Annotated in this window: 12 protein-coding genes and 1 pseudogene; 9 read left to right on the top strand and 4 right to left on the bottom strand. The window is 73.1% G+C overall.

All coding sequences use genetic code 11. The annotated features are described in order from the left end of the window. Nucleotides 1-25: 25 nt before the first annotated feature. The 3 genes and pseudogenes from ligD (at nt 26) to ACZ7MX_RS04315 (ending at nt 2,911) form a co-directional block, all read left to right on the top strand. Nucleotides 26-1,048, top strand: coding sequence for a non-homologous end-joining DNA ligase (gene ligD / locus ACZ7MX_RS04325; protein WP_472129170.1), 1,023 nt, complete (start codon nt 26-28; stop codon nt 1,046-1,048). A 178-nt stretch (nt 1,049-1,226) separates the two neighbouring features. Further along, nucleotides 1,227-2,458 (top strand): annotated as a pseudogene (locus ACZ7MX_RS04320) (PP2C family protein-serine/threonine phosphatase). A gap of 153 nt (nt 2,459-2,611) precedes the next feature. After that, entirely contained in the window at nt 2,612-2,911 is a 300-nt protein-coding gene (locus ACZ7MX_RS04315) for a hypothetical protein (protein WP_472129168.1), read from the top strand. A gap of 55 nt (nt 2,912-2,966) precedes the next feature. Here ACZ7MX_RS04315 and ACZ7MX_RS04310 read toward each other — a convergent pair whose 3' ends face one another. After that, nucleotides 2,967-3,560: a class I adenylate-forming enzyme family protein gene (locus tag ACZ7MX_RS04310; RefSeq protein ID WP_472129167.1), complete on the bottom strand. Its 594-nt coding sequence runs from the start codon at nt 3,558-3,560 to the stop codon at nt 2,967-2,969. 702 nt (nt 3,561-4,262) lie between these two features. Here ACZ7MX_RS04310 and ACZ7MX_RS04305 point away from each other — a divergent pair. Both ACZ7MX_RS04305 and ACZ7MX_RS04300 read left to right on the top strand, forming a co-directional pair. Beyond that, the gene (locus ACZ7MX_RS04305) at nt 4,263-6,347 is read left to right on the top strand and encodes a SpoIIE family protein phosphatase (protein WP_472129165.1); all 2,085 of its coding nucleotides are present in this window, start codon (nt 4,263-4,265) and stop codon (nt 6,345-6,347) included. A 324-nt stretch (nt 6,348-6,671) separates the two neighbouring features. Beyond that, nucleotides 6,672-8,141, top strand: a complete 1,470-nt coding sequence (locus tag ACZ7MX_RS04300; protein WP_472129163.1) for an APC family permease — start codon at nt 6,672-6,674, stop codon at nt 8,139-8,141. A 206-nt stretch (nt 8,142-8,347) separates the two neighbouring features. On the opposite strand, the gene ACZ7MX_RS04295 is transcribed toward ACZ7MX_RS04300, so the two are convergent. Next, entirely contained in the window at nt 8,348-8,695 is a 348-nt protein-coding gene (locus tag ACZ7MX_RS04295) for a hypothetical protein (protein WP_472129161.1), read from the bottom strand. A 419-nt stretch (nt 8,696-9,114) separates the two neighbouring features. On the opposite strand from ACZ7MX_RS04295, the gene ACZ7MX_RS04290 reads away from it, so the two are divergent. After that, nucleotides 9,115-11,859, top strand: a complete 2,745-nt coding sequence (locus ACZ7MX_RS04290; RefSeq protein WP_472129159.1) for a SpoIIE family protein phosphatase — start codon at nt 9,115-9,117, stop codon at nt 11,857-11,859. Nucleotides 11,860-12,022: 163 nt separating this feature from the next. Further along, nucleotides 12,023-12,286 (top strand): hypothetical protein, encoded by a 264-nt coding sequence (locus ACZ7MX_RS04285; protein ID WP_472129157.1) that lies wholly within the window; start codon nt 12,023-12,025, stop codon nt 12,284-12,286. An 81-nt stretch (nt 12,287-12,367) separates the two neighbouring features. On the opposite strand, the gene ACZ7MX_RS04280 is transcribed toward ACZ7MX_RS04285, so the two are convergent. Next, nucleotides 12,368-12,853 (bottom strand): MarR family winged helix-turn-helix transcriptional regulator, encoded by a 486-nt coding sequence (locus ACZ7MX_RS04280; protein WP_472129155.1) that lies wholly within the window; start codon nt 12,851-12,853, stop codon nt 12,368-12,370. A 52-nt stretch (nt 12,854-12,905) separates the two neighbouring features. Here ACZ7MX_RS04280 and ACZ7MX_RS04275 point away from each other — a divergent pair, with 52 nt between their 5' ends. Then, the gene (locus ACZ7MX_RS04275) at nt 12,906-13,625 is read left to right on the top strand and encodes a TIGR03086 family metal-binding protein (protein ID WP_472129154.1); all 720 of its coding nucleotides are present in this window, start codon (nt 12,906-12,908) and stop codon (nt 13,623-13,625) included. Nucleotides 13,626-13,736: 111 nt separating this feature from the next. Then, entirely contained in the window at nt 13,737-14,819 is a 1,083-nt protein-coding gene (locus ACZ7MX_RS04270) for an isopenicillin N synthase family dioxygenase (protein ID WP_472129152.1), read from the top strand. Between the two features lie 28 nt (nt 14,820-14,847). Here the strand turns inward: ACZ7MX_RS04270 and ACZ7MX_RS04265 are convergent, their stop codons facing one another. Further along, nucleotides 14,848-15,132, bottom strand: coding sequence for a hypothetical protein (locus ACZ7MX_RS04265; RefSeq protein WP_472129151.1), 285 nt, complete (start codon nt 15,130-15,132; stop codon nt 14,848-14,850). Between the last annotated feature and the right edge of the window lie 121 nt (nt 15,133-15,253).

Below are 15,253 nucleotides of genomic sequence, written 5' to 3'. Positions count from 1 at the left end.
CCGGGGCACGCTCTAGCGTGGAGGCATGACCGGAGGTCGGGCCAACGAGGCCGTCGAGCTGGACGTCGCGGGGCGCACGGTGCGGGTGTCCCACCCGGACAAGACGTACTACCCGGAGCGCGGCTTCACCAAGCTGGACGTCGCCCGGTACTACCTCGCGGTCGCGGACGGGGCGTTGCGCGGGCTGCGCGACCGGCCCACCACGATGCAGCGCTTCCCCGACGGCGTGGAGGGCGAGTTCTTCTACCAGAAACGGGCGCCCAAGGGCCTGCCCGACTGGCTGCCCACCGCCCGGATCGCCTTCCCCAGCGGGCGGTTCGCCGACGAGATGTGCCCGACCGAGCCCGCCGCCGTGGTCTGGGCGGCCAACCTCGGGTGCCTGACCTTCCATCCGTGGCCGGTCCGCCGCGACGACACCGAGCACCCCGACGAACTGCGGATCGACCTCGACCCGCAGCCCGGCACCGACTTCGCGGACGCCGTACGGGTCGCCCACGAGCTGCGCGGGCTGCTCGACGAGCACGGGCTGCGCGGCTGGCCCAAGACCTCCGGCGGGCGGGGCGTGCACGTCTATGTGCCGATCCGGCCGCAGTGGACGTTCACCGAGGTCAGACGGGCCGCGATCACCGTGGCCCGGGCCATGGAACGGCGGCTGCCGGACCTGGTCACCTCCGCGTGGTGGAAGGAGGAACGCGGCGCGAAGATCTTCGTCGACTACAACCAGATGGCCCGGGACCGCACCATCGCCTCGGCCTATTCGCTGCGCGCCCGGCCGCGCGCCACGGTCTCCGCCCCGCTGCGCTGGGAGGAGCTGTCCGACGCCGTGCCGGAGGACTTCGACCTGCGCACGATGCCGCAGCGGTTCGCGGAACTCGGCGATGTGCACGCCGACATGGCGGACCACGCCTTCGGGCTGGAATCCGTCTTCGACCTCGCGGAGCGGCAGGCGGCCGACGAGGGGCTGGGCGATCTGCCCTATCCGCCCGACCACCCGAAGATGCCAGGGGAGCCGACCCGGGTGCAGCCGAGCCGGGCCCGCAAGCGCTGACGCCCCGGCCGGTCCGGCCCCGGATGCCCCGGACGGCCGTACCGGCCCGGCCGGTACACCTCCGGTACGGCCTCGCGGTTCGCACGCCGGAGGCGGCCCGCGGCCGGTCGCCCGGTGTGCGCGGCCGCCCGCCGGACGAGATCCTTCCGCACGTGGCGAACGAGAATGCGGGCGGGCCGTGAACGAGTTCCCGATCGATTACGCGGCGGTCTTCCAGGCGCTGCCGGGCGGCGCGCTGCTGCTCACCCCGGACCTCGTCATCGCCGACGCGAACGAGGCCCTGCTGCGACGGGCCGGCCGCCAGCGGCGCCAGGTGATCGGGCACCACCTCTTCGACGTCTTCCCCGACAACCCCCAGGACCCCGGCGCCACCGGTACGCGCAATCTGCGGGCGTCCCTGGAGCGGGTGCTGGCCACCGGCCTGACCGACACCATGGCCCTGCAGCGCTACGACGTCGAACTGCCCGGCCGCCCGGGCGTGTTCGAGGAGCGCTACTGGAGCCCCGTCAACGCACCGGTCCTCGACGCGGACGGGCGGGTGCGGCTGATCGTGCACCGGGTGGAGGAGGTCACCGAGACCATCCGGGCGGGCGGCGCCCCGCGGGACGACGGCGGCGACCTGCAGCGGATGACGGCCGAACTCCACGCCCGGGCCCAGGAGCTCCAGCAGCTCAACGACCGGCTCCGTCAGGCCCACGCCCGGGAACGGCTGGTGGTGCTGGCCCTCCAGGACGCGATGCTGCCCGCGCCCCGCCCGGTGGGGCACCACCGGGCCGCGGTGCGCTACCGGCCCGCGGTCGGGGCGCTCAACGTCTGCGGGGACTGGTACGACCTGGCGGAGCTGCCCGGGGACCGGATGGCGGTGGCGGTCGGCGATGTCGTCGGCCACGGGCTGGAGGCCGCCTGCGTCATGGGGCAGCTGCGCAGTGCGCTGAGCGCCGCCACGCTGGTCACCCCGGGGCCCGCCCAGGCGCTGGAGGTGCTGGGCATCTACGCCCGCTCGGTGGAGGGCGCCGAATCCGCCACCGCGGTGGAGGCGTTCATCGACTGGACCACCCACACCCTCGCCTACAGCAGCGCCGGCTATCCGCCGCCGGCGCTGCTGCACCCGGACGGCCGGGTGGAGTTCCTGGACGGCGCGACCGATCCGCCACTGGGGGCGCGGCTTGAGCACGTGGGCCGCCCCGAGGCCCGGGCCCCCTTCGCCGACGACGCCGTGCTGGTGCTGTACACGGACGGGCTGATCGAGCGCCGCCGCGAGGACATCGACGTCGGGCTGGCGCGGCTGGCCGCCTCGCTGACCCGGCACCGGGGCGCCGGGCGGAGACGCTCGCCGATGCGCTGCTGGCCGAGCTGCTGCCGCCCGACGGGGCCACCGATGACACCGCGCTCGTCGTCATCCGACTCTGACCTGTGCGTTCCCGTCCGGCTTTGCTTTTTCATTACCACTACTGGAGCAATTCTTGGGGCCGTTGGAGTGGCTCTTCGTCGTGTCTGCGCGGATCGGGACTCCGCGCGGTACTCATCGAAATGTCAGATTTCCTGCCAAACAGGAGAAACGCAATGCGCAAGATCATAGGTCGCTCCGTGGCCGCCGCGGCGATTGCCGCCGCCACCGTCGTCCCGCTCGCGGGTGTGGCTTCTGCCGCTCCCCAGAAGCCGGTGGCGTCTTCGTCCAGCCACGACCACTACGGTCGTCACCACCACCGTCACCACCACCACCACGACTGCCACCACCACGGCTATGGCGGCTTCGGCGGCTACGGCGGCTTCGGCGGCTACGGCAACGGGTTCGGCTACGGCAACGGCTTCGGGAACGGCTTCGGTCCCTTCGGGCTCGGTGGCCTGTTCGGCTGGCTCTGACCAGCACTAGCACAGCGAGGCCGCCGCAGCGCTGAGCTGCGGCGGCCCCACTGCGTCATCCGGCCGCGCCGGCCTCCTGCTCGGCCCGGCGGCGCAGCTCCTTCTCGTCCGGCTTGCCCGCATCGGTCAGCGGCAGCGCGCCGACGAGCGTGAGGTGCGCCGGCTCGTACCTCGCGCCGCGGTCCGCGCACACCGTCGCGCGCACCTCCTGCCCGTCGACCGTGCTCCCCGGTACCCGCACCACCGCGGCGTGCACCCGCTCCCTGCGGCCGGCGTCCCGGACGCCGAAGACGGCGCTCCGGAGTGCCTGCGGGTGCGTGTTCAGCAGGCACTCCAGCTCGGTGGTGTACCCATGGCCGCCGACCACGACGATCATGTCCTTGATCCGGTCGACGATGGTCAAGTACCCCTCGCCGTCGAGGAATCCGATGTCGCCGGTGCGCAGCCGGCCGTCCCGCAGCACCTCGGCGGTCCGCTCCGGCTGCTTCCGGTGGCCCTGCAGAATCATGGCCGAGCGCACACAGACCTCGCCGTGCGGCAGATCGCGGCCCGACTCGTCGCGGATCGCCACCTCGACGCCGGGCAGCATCTTGCCCGCGGACCGGAGCCGGTCGGGCCGGTCCGGGTCGTGGTCCTCCGGGGTGAGCACGCCGATGCTGCCGGCCTCGTTCCGCCCGGACCCCCTGCCTCGGCACCGGGCCGAACGTCCGGCCGGGCCAGGCTCGCGAACGGCTCGTCGGACTGCTCGGCCGCCGGCTCCGGCAGGTCCGAGCCGAGCTTCGCAGGGCCCAGGACGAGGACGTCCCGCACCGGCGCCAACTCGGTCACCCCGGCGGCGCGTTGGCGTACCGCGGGTCGACGATCAGCGTCCGGGTCCCGTTACCCGGCGGCCCTGGTGGACCCATGATGGCGGGCTGCCTCCTGACGCCGGCGGGCCCGGTCGCGGCCGCCGGGTGCGTTCGCGGATCTTTAATTGCTGGAGGCAACTAGAGATCTGGGTATCCCCGGTGATCGACATCTCCAACTCGGAGGTCCCGGCCGGGAGGTGGCGCGGCGGCCCGCGGGGACACCACCACGGCCATGACCTGCCCGTCCCGCCGTGCCACCGGGCCCGCACGACGGCCGGAATCCTCGCCCCCAATATCGTCGACAAGGTCGCCCAGCCGGCAGCCGCGGCGGATAATGCTCCCTCGCGCACCGGGCGCTCCGGCCCTGCCGCTCCCGCTCTCCCTGCGGGGCCGTCCCGTGGCGAGAGATGATGGAGGGCAGCGGAAACACGGCGAGAATCGGCCGGTGTACGGAGAGCGCCACGGCTGTCGGTCCCAGGGGGACCGGCGGAAGGAGTGCCTGGATGGGTGCGACCGACGCGTTCCCCGAGGGTGCCGTCCCGGTCGGGGCCACACCGGGGCAGCCCGGCGGCCTGCTCGACGTACTGGGCGTGGCCGCGGTGATGCTGGACGCGGACGGCCGGATCGCCCTGTGGAGTCCGCAGGCGGAGCAACTCTTCGGCTGGACCGCCAAGGAGGCGCTCGGCCGGCCCGCCGCCAAGCTGCTGGTCCCGCCGGAACACCTCGATCTCGTCCTTGCGCTGTTCTCCGAGGTCATGGCGGGCGGCGAGAGCTGGGCCGGGGTCTTCCCCGTCCGGCACAAGGACGGCAGCACCCGGCTGGTCGAATTCCGCAACATGCGCCTGCTGGACGAGCGCGGCGAGACCTACGCCCTCGGCATCGCCACCGACCAGTCGGTCCTGCGCCGGGTCGAGCGCGACCTGGCGCTGTCGGTGCGCCTGGTGGCCCAGTCGCCGATCGGCCTGGCCGTCCTGGACACCCACCTGCGCTTCGTCATGGTCAACCCGGCGCTGGAGCGGATCAACGACCTGCCCGCGGACCGGCACATCGGCCGGCACGTCCGGGAGGCGCTGTCGTTCCTCGACACCGAGGTCATCGTGGACCGGATGCGGGAGGTCCTGGAGACCGGGCGGCCGCTGCTGGACCAGTTCACCCTCGGCCGCACGGCCGCCGACCCGCACACCGACCAGGCGTGGTCGGTGTCGTACTACCGGCTGGAGGACCCCGGCGGCCGGGTCCTCGGGCTCGCCACCTCCGTCGTGGACGTCACCGAACAGCACAGCGCCGCCACCGAGGCCGCCCGCGCCCGGCGGCGGCTGGCCCTGATCGCCGACGCCTCGGCGACCATCGGCACCACCCTCGACGTCGACCAGACCGCCCACGAGCTGGCCGACGTCATCGTCCCCGAGCTCGCCGACCTGGCCGCGGTCGATGTCCTCGACGCCGTCCTGGACGCCCGGCGCCCGGCCGCGCTCGCCACCGGCGGCCCGGCCCGCTTCCGCGCCCTCGCGGTCTCCGCGGCCTATGCCACCGACGCCGTCCGCGCCGCCGACCCCACCGGCCAGATCGCCTCCTACGACACCGACCGGCTGATCACCCGCTGTGTGACCGACGCCTGCCCGGTGCTCGTCGCCCAGGTGGGCGAGGACGACCTGCCGCACATCGCCGCCGACGCCGAGGGCGCCGCCCTGCTGCGCCGGGCCGGACTGCACTCCTATCTCGCGGTGCCGCTGATCGCCCGCGGCGAGGTGCTCGGCGCGCTCTCGCTCTACCGCGTGCGCAACCAGGTGCCCTTCGACGAGGACGACGCGCTGCTCGCCGTCGAACTCGCCGCCCGGGCGGCGGTCTGCATCGACAACGCCCGCTCCTACCAGAGCGAACGCCGGACCGCGCTCACTCTCCAGCGCCACCTGATGAACCACCGGCCGCCGCAGCCCACGGCCATGGAGATCGCCTACCGCTACCAGCCCGCGCAGGCGGCCAGCGAGGTCGGCGGCGACTGGTTCGACGCCATCCCGGTGGCCGGCGACAAGACCGCCCTGGTCGTCGGCGACGTCATGGGCAGCGGCATCAACGCCGCCGCCACCATGGGCCAGCTGCGTACCACCACCCGCGCGCTGGCCGATCTCGATCTGGACCCCGCCGAGGTGCTCAGCCACCTCGACCACATCGCCGCCGGCCTCGACCCGGCCTTCGCCACCTGCCTGTACGCGGTCTACGACCCCGAGCACGGCCGCTGCCGGATCGCCGTCGCCGGGCATCTGCCACCCGTCGTCCTCCGGGCGGGCCGCCCGCCCGAGCTGCTCGACCTGCCCACCGGCGCCCCGCTCGGCGTCGGCGGCGTCCCGTTCGAGCAGACCACGGTCCCGCTGAACGACGGCGACGTGCTGGTGCTCTACACCGACGGTCTGATCGAAACCCGCGACCAGGCCATCGACACCCGCCTGGAGACCCTGCTCACCGTGCTCGCCGAGCCGGAGGGGGACCTGGAGGGGCTGTGTGACCGTCTGCTGAGCGCGCTGCGCGACGAGCACGGCCACGACGACGTCGCCCTGCTCATCGCCCGGGTCCGCAGCGACGGGAAGTGACCGGGGGCACGCCGTCCGCTCGGGAGCGAGGAAATCCCGCGCCGGTTTCGGGCTGCCGGGCGCAGAATCCGCACCCACTCTCCGGTGCCGCGAAATCCGCTCCCATATAGCAGTTAGTGCATGGATCCATGTTTCAGAACGGTCGCTGACGACGGATTTCGTCGTCTCACACTCTTAACAAGGTATTGACGGACATCGATGGCGGGGGTTTTATTCGGGCATCGAAGCGGCGCCCGTGGTCAGCCGGGCGCTTCCGCTCACGGCGCTCTTCCCCCACAGGGCGCCCCTCCTGGCCCCCGCACCGATGGGACACGGATAACCGATATGCCCTACACGCCTGTTGCCCCCGCAGCGTCCGAGCGGGACACCCGCAGTGCGGCGGAAGGAACCGCCGCCGCGCCCAAGCTCACCCGGTCCATCGGCGTGGTCGGCGGCACCCTGCTCACACTCTCCTGCCTGACGCCGGCCTCGTCGCTCTTCGTGATCGTGCCGGACTCGTTCGCCAGCCTGGGCACCGGCACCGCCCTGACCATCGCCATCGCGGGCCTGCTCTGTATCGGCGTGGCCTTCACCTACTCCGAGCTCGGCACCCTCATCCCGAGTTCCGGCGGTGAGTACGCGATGGTCGGCACCCTCATGGGCCGCCTCGCCGGCTGGCTGGTCTTCATCCTCTCGCTGATCGTCGTCATGATCGTGCCACCGATCATCGCGCTCGGCACCGCCGACTATCTGGCGCCGATCGTCCATCTCGATCCGCAGTACACCGCCGCCGGCGTGATGCTGCTCGCCACCGCCATGGGCCTGCTCGACCTGCGCGCCAACGCCTGGATCACCGGCATCTTCCTGGTGCTGGAGGTCGTGGCCTGCGCGGTCGTCGCCTACCTCGGCTTCACCCACACCCACCGTTCCGCCTCCGTGCTCGTGCACCCCGTGATCGACGCCGGACACGGACACAGCACCGCCGTCACCGCCGGACTGATCGTGACGGGACTGGCCACCGCGCTCTTCATCCTCCAGGGCTTCTCCACCGCCGTGTACCTCGCGGAGGAGATGGAGAACCCGCGCCGCAACGTCTCCCGCACGGTCCTGTGGACCCTCGGCATCGGTGCCGCGGTCGTGCTGATCCCGGTGATCGCGATCACCCTCGGCGCACCCGACCTGAAGACCCTCGGCGCCGGTGACGTGGCCGGCATGGTGCAGAGCTGGAGCAACTCCGGCATCGGCACCTTCGTCAGCCTCTGCATCGCCCTGGCCATCATCAACGCCACCATCGTGATGGTGATCCAGAACTCCCGGGTGGTCTTCTCCTCGGCCCGCGACGCCGCCTGGCCGACCGCCGTCAACCGCGCCTTCTCGCACGTGGGCCGGCGCTTCGGGTCCCCCTGGGTGGCGACCCTCGTGGTCGGCGTCCCCGGAGCGGTGCTCTGCTTCGTCAACCTCGACACCCTGAGCGAGGTCACCGGTGTCGCCGTCGCCGCGATGTACGTCTTCGTCGCCCTCGGCGCCCTGGTCTCCCGCCGTGGTGAGCACAAGCACCGGATGGCCTGGCGGATGCCGCTGTGGCCGGTGGTCCCGGCGCTGCTGATCGTGGTGCTGGCCTGGGTGCTCTACCAGCAGAGCACCAAGAGCCTGCTCATCACCGGCGCCCTGGTCGCCGCCGCCGCGGTCTACTGGGCGGTCTACCTCCGCCCGCGCCGGGCCACGCACTGGGTCATCTCGGTCCCCGAGGACGAGCAGGCCCCCGTGGAGACCCCGGCGGCCACCACGGCCCCGCTGCCCGGTGTGACGGCGTAGCGGCACACACGGCCAGGCACACCACGAGGCCCGCCCCGGAGCATCGCTCCGGGGCGGGCCTCGTCGTGTGGGGTCCGGGCGGTCGTGGCCGGGCAGTCGCGGCCCGGGCGGCGCGCGGGTCCCGAGTCGGGGGTGGACCAACGGCGGGCCCCCAGGTGCGCGTACGAGGGGCTCGTACGTGCGCCTGGGGGCCCGGCTGCCGGCTTCTACCGGCCGGAGGACTCCGCGGGGCGGGACAGCGCCAGCGCGTCCAGCAGCAGACAGACATGGTCGACGGCGTCCCGCCCGGCGGGGCCGTCGGCCTCCGGGGCGTCGTCGAGCAGCGCGGCGGTGCCGTGCAGCAGCCTCACGAGCCGCGCGTCGACCGGGTCCGCCGGTCCCGGGTGTGCCAGGGCGGACCGGATCTGCTCGCCCGTGAGCGGCAGCCCGGTCTCCAGGAAGCGGAACAGCGCGACGGCGACCCGCCGGTCGGCGTCGTTCGGCTTCCACCGGCCGAGCGCGTGGTGGTCGATGAGGGCGGCCGCGTCGGCACGGATCTCCTCGGGAACATGCATGCCCACGAACGTCTCATACCGGCCCGCCGGCGCGAAGGCGGCCGAGGGTGTCCCCACACCCGTCACCGCGGCCTCCTGCGGAACCCGGCGGACCGTGCTGACCAGGCAACTTGCCCCGGCGCACCGATCACCCGAGCGGTACCGGCCGAGCGGAAGCCGGAATAAACCTGTGGGGAGAGTTACATGGACGGTCCAGAACTCGGGCGCCTGTATGTCCCCTTAGTCGAAGACGTTCGCATATGTGCGGCCGTAAAACGTACCGAGGGGTCTTCCCGCCCTCTGGCGCCCGGCCCCGGATCACGGGACGATCTGCGGACGGAACCATGAGGCTCTGTCGCGCGCCGCGGGGCCGGCCGGCGGCGGCTGCGCTCCGCAACGCGCGGCTCGCCCACCGTATGCGGGAGGTGTAGAAAGAGGACATGGCCGGACGCTACGGCCGCCCGCGTTCGGTTCTCAAGATGCGAACTGTCGCAGGCCAGGTCTTTCTCCTGCAGGTGGCGATCGTGGTCCTGCTCGTCGCCGCCGCCATGGCCGCCCTCGTGCTGCAGTCCCGGACCGACTCCGAACGCGAGGCCCGCAACAGATCGGTCGCGGTCGCCCGCACCTTCGCGAGCGCACCCGGCCTGGAGGCCGCGCTCAAGAGCCCGGACCCGACCGCCGTGCTCCAGCCGCGGGCCGAGGCCGCCCGCAAGCTCTCCGGCGTCGACTTCCTCGTCGTCATGAACACCGACGGCATCCGCTACACCCACCCGATCACCAATCGCATCGGCAAGAAGTTCGTCGGCACGCTGCAGCCGGCACTGGCCGGCGGGATCGTCACCGAACGCATCACCGGCACCATCGGGCCGCTCGTCCAGGCCGTCGTCCCCGTCTTCGGCCCCAACGGCAAGGTCGTCGGGCTGGTCTCGGCCGGCATCACCATCAGGAAGGTGAGCGGGGTGGTCGACCAGCAGTTCCCGCTGCTGTTCGGCGCCGCGGCCGCGGTGCTGCTCCTGACCACCGGCGGTACCGCCCTGGTCAGCAGGCGACTGCGGCGCCAGACGCACGGCCTCGGCCCCGCCGAGATGACCCGGATGTACGAGCACCACGACGCGGTGCTGCACGCCGTACGGGAAGGCGTGGTCATCGTCGGGGCCGACGGGCGGCTGCTGCTCGCCAACGACGAGGCCCGCCGGCTGCTCGGTCTGGCGGCCGACGTCGAAGGACGCCCGGTCGCCGACCTGGGGCTCGACCCGGACACCGCCCGGCTGCTGTCCTCCGGCCGGACCGTCACCGACGAGGTCCACCCGGTCGGCGACCGCCTGCTGGCCGTCAACCAGCGCTCCACCGCACAGGCCGGCGGCCCGCCCGGCAGCGTCACCACCCTCCGCGACACCACCGAGCTCCGGGCGCTCACCGGCCGCGCCGAGTCCGCACGCGGCCGCCTCAAGCTGCTCTACGACGCCGGGACCGAGATCGGCACCACGCTCGACGTCGTACGCACCTGCGAGGAACTGGCGGAGTTCGCCGCGGCCCGGTTCGCCGACATCGTCACCGTCGATCTGGCCGAGGACGTGCTGACCGGCGAGGAACCCACGGACACCGCCGGCACCGGCACGGAGATGCGGCGCACCGCCGTGAGCGGCGCACCGCCGGACAGCGGTCTGTACCCCGTCGGCCACCTGGTCCGCTTCGACCCGTCCACCTCGGTGGGCTCCGGCATCGACCGCGGCGAGCCGGTCCTCGAACCGGACCTGGCCGCCTTCCGGGGCTGGCACCTGCAGAATCCCCAGCGCGCCCGGAGGATCGTCGCGCACGGCATCCACTCGATGATCGCCGTCCCGCTGCGGGCCCGCGGCGCCATCCTGGGCGTGGTCCTCTTCTGGCGTTCCCAGGAACCGGGGCCCTTCGAGGAGGAGGAGCTGTCGCTCGCCGAGGAGCTGGTCGCGCGGGCCGCGGTGAGCATCGACAACGCCCGCCGCTACACCCGCGAGCACACCATGGCGATCACCCTCCAGCGCAGTCTGCTGCCGCGCGCACTGCCCGAGCAGAACGCCGTCGAGGCCGCCTACCGCTATCTGCCGGCGCAGGCCGGCCGCGGCGGGCTCGGCGGCGTCGGCGGCGACTGGTTCGACATCATCCCGCTGCCCGGCGCCCGGGTCGCGCTGGTCGTCGGCGACGTCGTCGGCCACGGGCTGCACGCCGCCGCCACGATGGGCCGGCTGCGGACCGCCGTGCACAACTTCGCCAACCTCGACCTGCCGCCCGACGAGATCCTCTGGCACCTCGACGAACTGGTCACCCGCATCGACCAGGACGAGGGCACGGAGGAGGCCGGCGGCTCGATCACCGGCGCCACCTGCCTGTACGCCATCTACGACCCGGCGTCCGGGACCTGCACCATGGCCCGCGCCGGGCACGTCCAGCCGATGGTGCTGCGGCCCGACGGCACCGTCGAGACCGCCGAGGTGCCGGGCGGCCCGCCGCTGGGCCTCGGGGGCCTGCCGTTCGAGACCTGGCAGCACCAACTCCCGGAGGGCAGCCGGCTGGTGCTGTTCACCGACGGGCTCGTCGAGGACCGCGACCGGGACATCGACGAGGGCACCGCGCTGCTCGCCCGTACCCTCGCCGACCGGCCCGGGCGCACCCCGGAGGAGACCTGCGAGGCCGCGCTCGGCGCGCTGCTGCCGGAGAGCCCGAGCGATGACATCGCGCTGCTCGTCGCCCGCACCCGGGTGCTGGACGCCGCGCACATCGCCGACTGGGACGTCCCGCCCGACCCTTCCGCGGTGGCCCAGGTCCGGGCCGCCGCGGTGCGCAAGCTGATCGAATGGGGCCTGGCCGCCGAGGCGTTCACCACCGAGCTCATCCTGAGCGAGCTGGTCACCAACTCCATCCGCTACGCCTCCGGCCCGATCGGCGTGCGCCTGATCCGCGACACCTCCCTGATCTGCGAGGTCTCCGACCGCAGCAGCACCTCACCGCACCTGCGCCAGGCCGCCACCACGGACGAGGGCGGCCGGGGGCTCTTCCTGGTCGCCCAGCTCGCCGAGCGGTGGGGGACCCGCTACACCGCCGGCGGCAAGGTCATCTGGACCGAGCAGGCGCTGGGCGACGGCGCTCCGTTCGCCGGGGCGGACGATCTGCTCGCGGGGACCGTCGACGGCGACGATCCCGGCATGTGACGGGGCCCGGCCCGGGAGGTCACGCCGGGCGCCCCCTTCTGACCAGGGCGGCGGTGGATTACTCCGACTTGCCCAATTAACGATGAGTCAGGTTTTGGGAGGTTCTGTGAAGGTGATCCCTGAAAAGGTCGATATACCTCTTTGATCCTCCTGAGGAGCAGACATGCGCATTCGCGCCGCGATCGCCGCTAGCGCCCTGGCCACCAGCATCGTCATGGGCGGTGCGAGCGCCGCCATGGCTTCCGGCAAGGACCACGGCTACAAGCACCACCACAAGCGCCACCACCACTACAACCACCACCGCGGCCACGGTAACTACGGTGGTTGCTGGCTGAACGCGGGCGTCAGCGACTACTTCGGTCCGTACTTCAGCGAGGGCTGCCAGCACGGTGGCTACGGCTGGGGCGGCGAGGGCGACTGGAAGTGATTCCAGCAGCATCCGGCCGGTGCCGGCCCCGGCGACCACGGGTCGCGGGGGCCGGCACCGGCCTCTGTGTGCTCGCGTGTCCTAGGGCCGCTTGCGGGGCGGTCGCAGCTCGGGCAGTGCGGACAAGGTCTGCAGCGCGCGGAGGAAGGCGGCGCGGTCCGCGGCCGGCAGCCGGGCCAGCAGTCGTTCCTCGTTCTCCTGGATCGCCGCCCGGGTGGCGTCGCGCACCCGCCGACCCTCGGGGGTGAGCGACAGCAGCCGTACCCGGCGGTCCCCGGGGTCGGGCTGACGGCGGATCAGTTGCCGGGCCTCCAGGTCGTCGAGGACGGCGATGATGCGGGTCTTGTCCGCGCGGATCGCCTCGGCGAGCGCGGCCTGGGTGCGGATCGGGGTCTCGTCCAGGTGCAGCAGGACCGAGTAGCCCCACATGGTCAGGCCGTGCGCGTCGAGGGCCGGCTGCTCGGCGGCCATCAGGGCGCGGCCCAACGGCACCATCATCGCGGCCAGGTCGGGGCGGTCCGCCCGTTCCCCGGAGGGGGTGCCGCGGTCGGCCGGTTTCTCGGTCATGGCACGAAAATACCCGTTGACACATTCATACGCTGAAGCGGATCGTAAGCGCATGCGTATCAATAACGGAGCGGTTGACGGCGCGCTCACGGGCTCCCACCCCGCGGACGCCCGCCCCACCGACGCCAGGGCCGCGGACTTCGTGCGGCTCAAGCGGCTGCACGCGCGAGCGGTCCGGGACAGCGTGGCGCTCGTCCGGCGGATCCGCCCCGACGACCTCACCCGGCCGACCCCGTGCGCCGCATGGACGCTGGCCGATCTGCTCGCCCATATGACCGTCCAGCACCACGGGTTCGCCGCGGCTGCGCGCGGGGACGGCCACGACCCGGCGCACTGGGCGGTCCGCCCGCTCGGGCCGGACCCCGTCGCGGCGTACGGCTCGGCGGCGGAGCAGGTCATCGCCGCGTTCGCGGCCGTCGACACCCCCGACCGCGAGTGCCACCTCCCCGAATTCACCGCCGCGCAGACCTTCCCCGCGCGCCGGGCGATCGGCTTCCACCTCATCGACTACGTCGTCCACAGCTGGGACGTCGCCCGCACCCTGGGCCTCGGCTACGACCCCGGCCCCGAGCTCCTCGCAGCCGCCCTGCCGATAGCCCGAGCCGTCCCGGACGACGACTCCCGGCTCGCCCCCGGCAGTGCCTTCCGGCCCGGTCTCCCCGTCGACGACACCGCGGGCGAACTGGACCGCATCCTGGCGCTGCTCGGCCGCTCCCCGTCGTGGCGCGCCCCCGGGCACCCCGCCGGCCCGGCAGCAGCCCACGACGCGTAACAACCGGTTCCGGGCGGAGACAGGCCGTTGCGTGGTCAGCAGAATGGTGAACCAGGTGATCCGGCGCGGCCGCACCCCGCGCCCCCACCCGCGACGAAAGGGCGTCCCACGATGGGCAGCAGCGACGGGTGGACCGGCGACCGGGCCGCCCCGGACGGCGTCGGCGACGTACCCGTCATCGACATCTCCGGCTGGGAGCACGGCACCGAGGCCGCCCGTACGGCCCTCGCCACCGCGGTCGACCGGGCCGCGCGCACCGTCGGCTTCCTTCAGATCCGCGGCCACGGCATCCCGGAGGATGCCGCCGGAGCCTTCGCCGACGCCCTGGACGCCTTCTTCGCCCTGCCCATGGAGGAGAAGAAGCGACTCCGGGCGCCGTCCCCCGACATCAACCGCGGCTACACCCCGCCGCGCACCGAGAAACTCAGCCTCAGCCTCGGCGTGCCCGCGGCCGCCGAGGACCTCTTCGAGGCGTTCAACGTCGGCTCCGAGGCATCGTCGTTCCCCGGGGCGGACCTGCCCGAAGCGCACTACCCGGCCAACATCTGGCCGTCGCTGCCGGGCTTCCGCCGGGCCGTCGAGGAGTGGTGCCGCCAGGCCGGCGGGCTGGCCCGGCGGATGACCGGGATCTTCGCGCACGCACTGGGCCTGCCGGAGGGTTACTTCGTCCCGTTCACCGACCACTCCCTCGACGTGCTGCGCATGAACCACTATCCGCTCCCGGACGGCGAACCCACCGTCGACCGCGGCCGGATGGGGATGGGTGCGCATACCGACTACGGCATCGTCACCGTGCTGTGGGCCGACCGTGTCCCCGGGCTGCAGATCCTCGACGGGGACGGCGGCTGGCATGCCGTCCTGCCGGAGCCCGGGTGCCTGCTGGTCAACCTCGGTGATCTGCTGGCCCGTTGGACGAACGACCGCTGGCGGTCCACGATGCACCGGGTGCTGCCGCCCGTCGACGAGCGGGGGCGGGGCGTCCGGCGCCGGTCCGCCGCGTACTTCCACGACTGCAACTGGGACGCGGAGATCAGCGCGCTGCCCGGCTGTGTCCCGCCCGGGACCGCACCGCGCCACCCGCCCACCACGGTCGGCCGGCACCTGGCCGAGAAACTGGCGGGCTCCCGGGCCGGCCGCAGCAACGAGAACTCACCGCGCGAGGCCGCCCGCCTGCGGGCCGCCAGGAGTGACTGAGCCCTGCCCGGGACCGACGGCGATCGCCTCAACTCCGGTCCAACGGCTGTGAGTTGACGTACCGCCTGCGGGCGGCCGTGACCAGACCCGCGGTCGCGAGCACAGCCAGGCCGGCAACGGTACCCAGGCCCATGAACACCAGCGGCTTGCTGCCGGCCGCCGCGCCGGCGGGCCTCCCGGGCGGCCCGGCGGTGGTCCGCTGGCCGGCCGCGGCCGGTGCGGCGACGGCGTACAGCAGCGCGACGAGCGTGGCCGCCACGGCGAACCCGCGGCGGAGGCGGCGGCGTGGCGGCGGTGGGTCGGACGCGGACATAGCGGGTCTCACCCCTGTCTGGGACGGTCACGCTCCGGTCCCGGAGCGGTCGTGCGGCTCCCAGCGTCGACGCCCGGGGGCGGGCGGGCGTGCCGTACGGGGCAGCGGAGTGACGGCGGCC

It is taken from the genome of Streptomyces sp. NPDC107765 (assembly GCF_055657085.1).
This window is presented reverse-complemented; position numbering and strand designations above follow the sequence as displayed.

Bases quoted from the DNA above. Each gene is read 5' to 3' on its own strand.
- ligD (WP_472129170.1), top strand. From the start codon at position 26: ATGACCGGAGGTCGGGCCAACGAGGCCGTCGAGCTGGACGTCGCGGGG.
- ACZ7MX_RS04315 (WP_472129168.1), top strand. From the start codon at position 2,612: ATGCGCAAGATCATAGGTCGCTCCGTGGCCGCCGCGGCGATTGCCGCC.
- ACZ7MX_RS04305 (WP_472129165.1), top strand. From the start codon at position 4,263: ATGGGTGCGACCGACGCGTTCCCCGAGGGTGCCGTCCCGGTCGGGGCC.
- ACZ7MX_RS04300 (WP_472129163.1), top strand. From the start codon at position 6,672: ATGCCCTACACGCCTGTTGCCCCCGCAGCGTCCGAGCGGGACACCCGC.
- ACZ7MX_RS04295 (WP_472129161.1), bottom strand. From the start codon at position 8,695: ATGCATGTTCCCGAGGAGATCCGTGCCGACGCGGCCGCCCTCATCGAC.
- ACZ7MX_RS04290 (WP_472129159.1), top strand. From the start codon at position 9,115: ATGGCCGGACGCTACGGCCGCCCGCGTTCGGTTCTCAAGATGCGAACT.
- ACZ7MX_RS04285 (WP_472129157.1), top strand. From the start codon at position 12,023: ATGCGCATTCGCGCCGCGATCGCCGCTAGCGCCCTGGCCACCAGCATC.
- ACZ7MX_RS04280 (WP_472129155.1), bottom strand. From the start codon at position 12,853: ATGACCGAGAAACCGGCCGACCGCGGCACCCCCTCCGGGGAACGGGCG.
- ACZ7MX_RS04275 (WP_472129154.1), top strand. From the start codon at position 12,906: ATGCGTATCAATAACGGAGCGGTTGACGGCGCGCTCACGGGCTCCCAC.
- ACZ7MX_RS04270 (WP_472129152.1), top strand. From the start codon at position 13,737: ATGGGCAGCAGCGACGGGTGGACCGGCGACCGGGCCGCCCCGGACGGC.
- ACZ7MX_RS04265 (WP_472129151.1), bottom strand. From the start codon at position 15,132: ATGTCCGCGTCCGACCCACCGCCGCCACGCCGCCGCCTCCGCCGCGGG.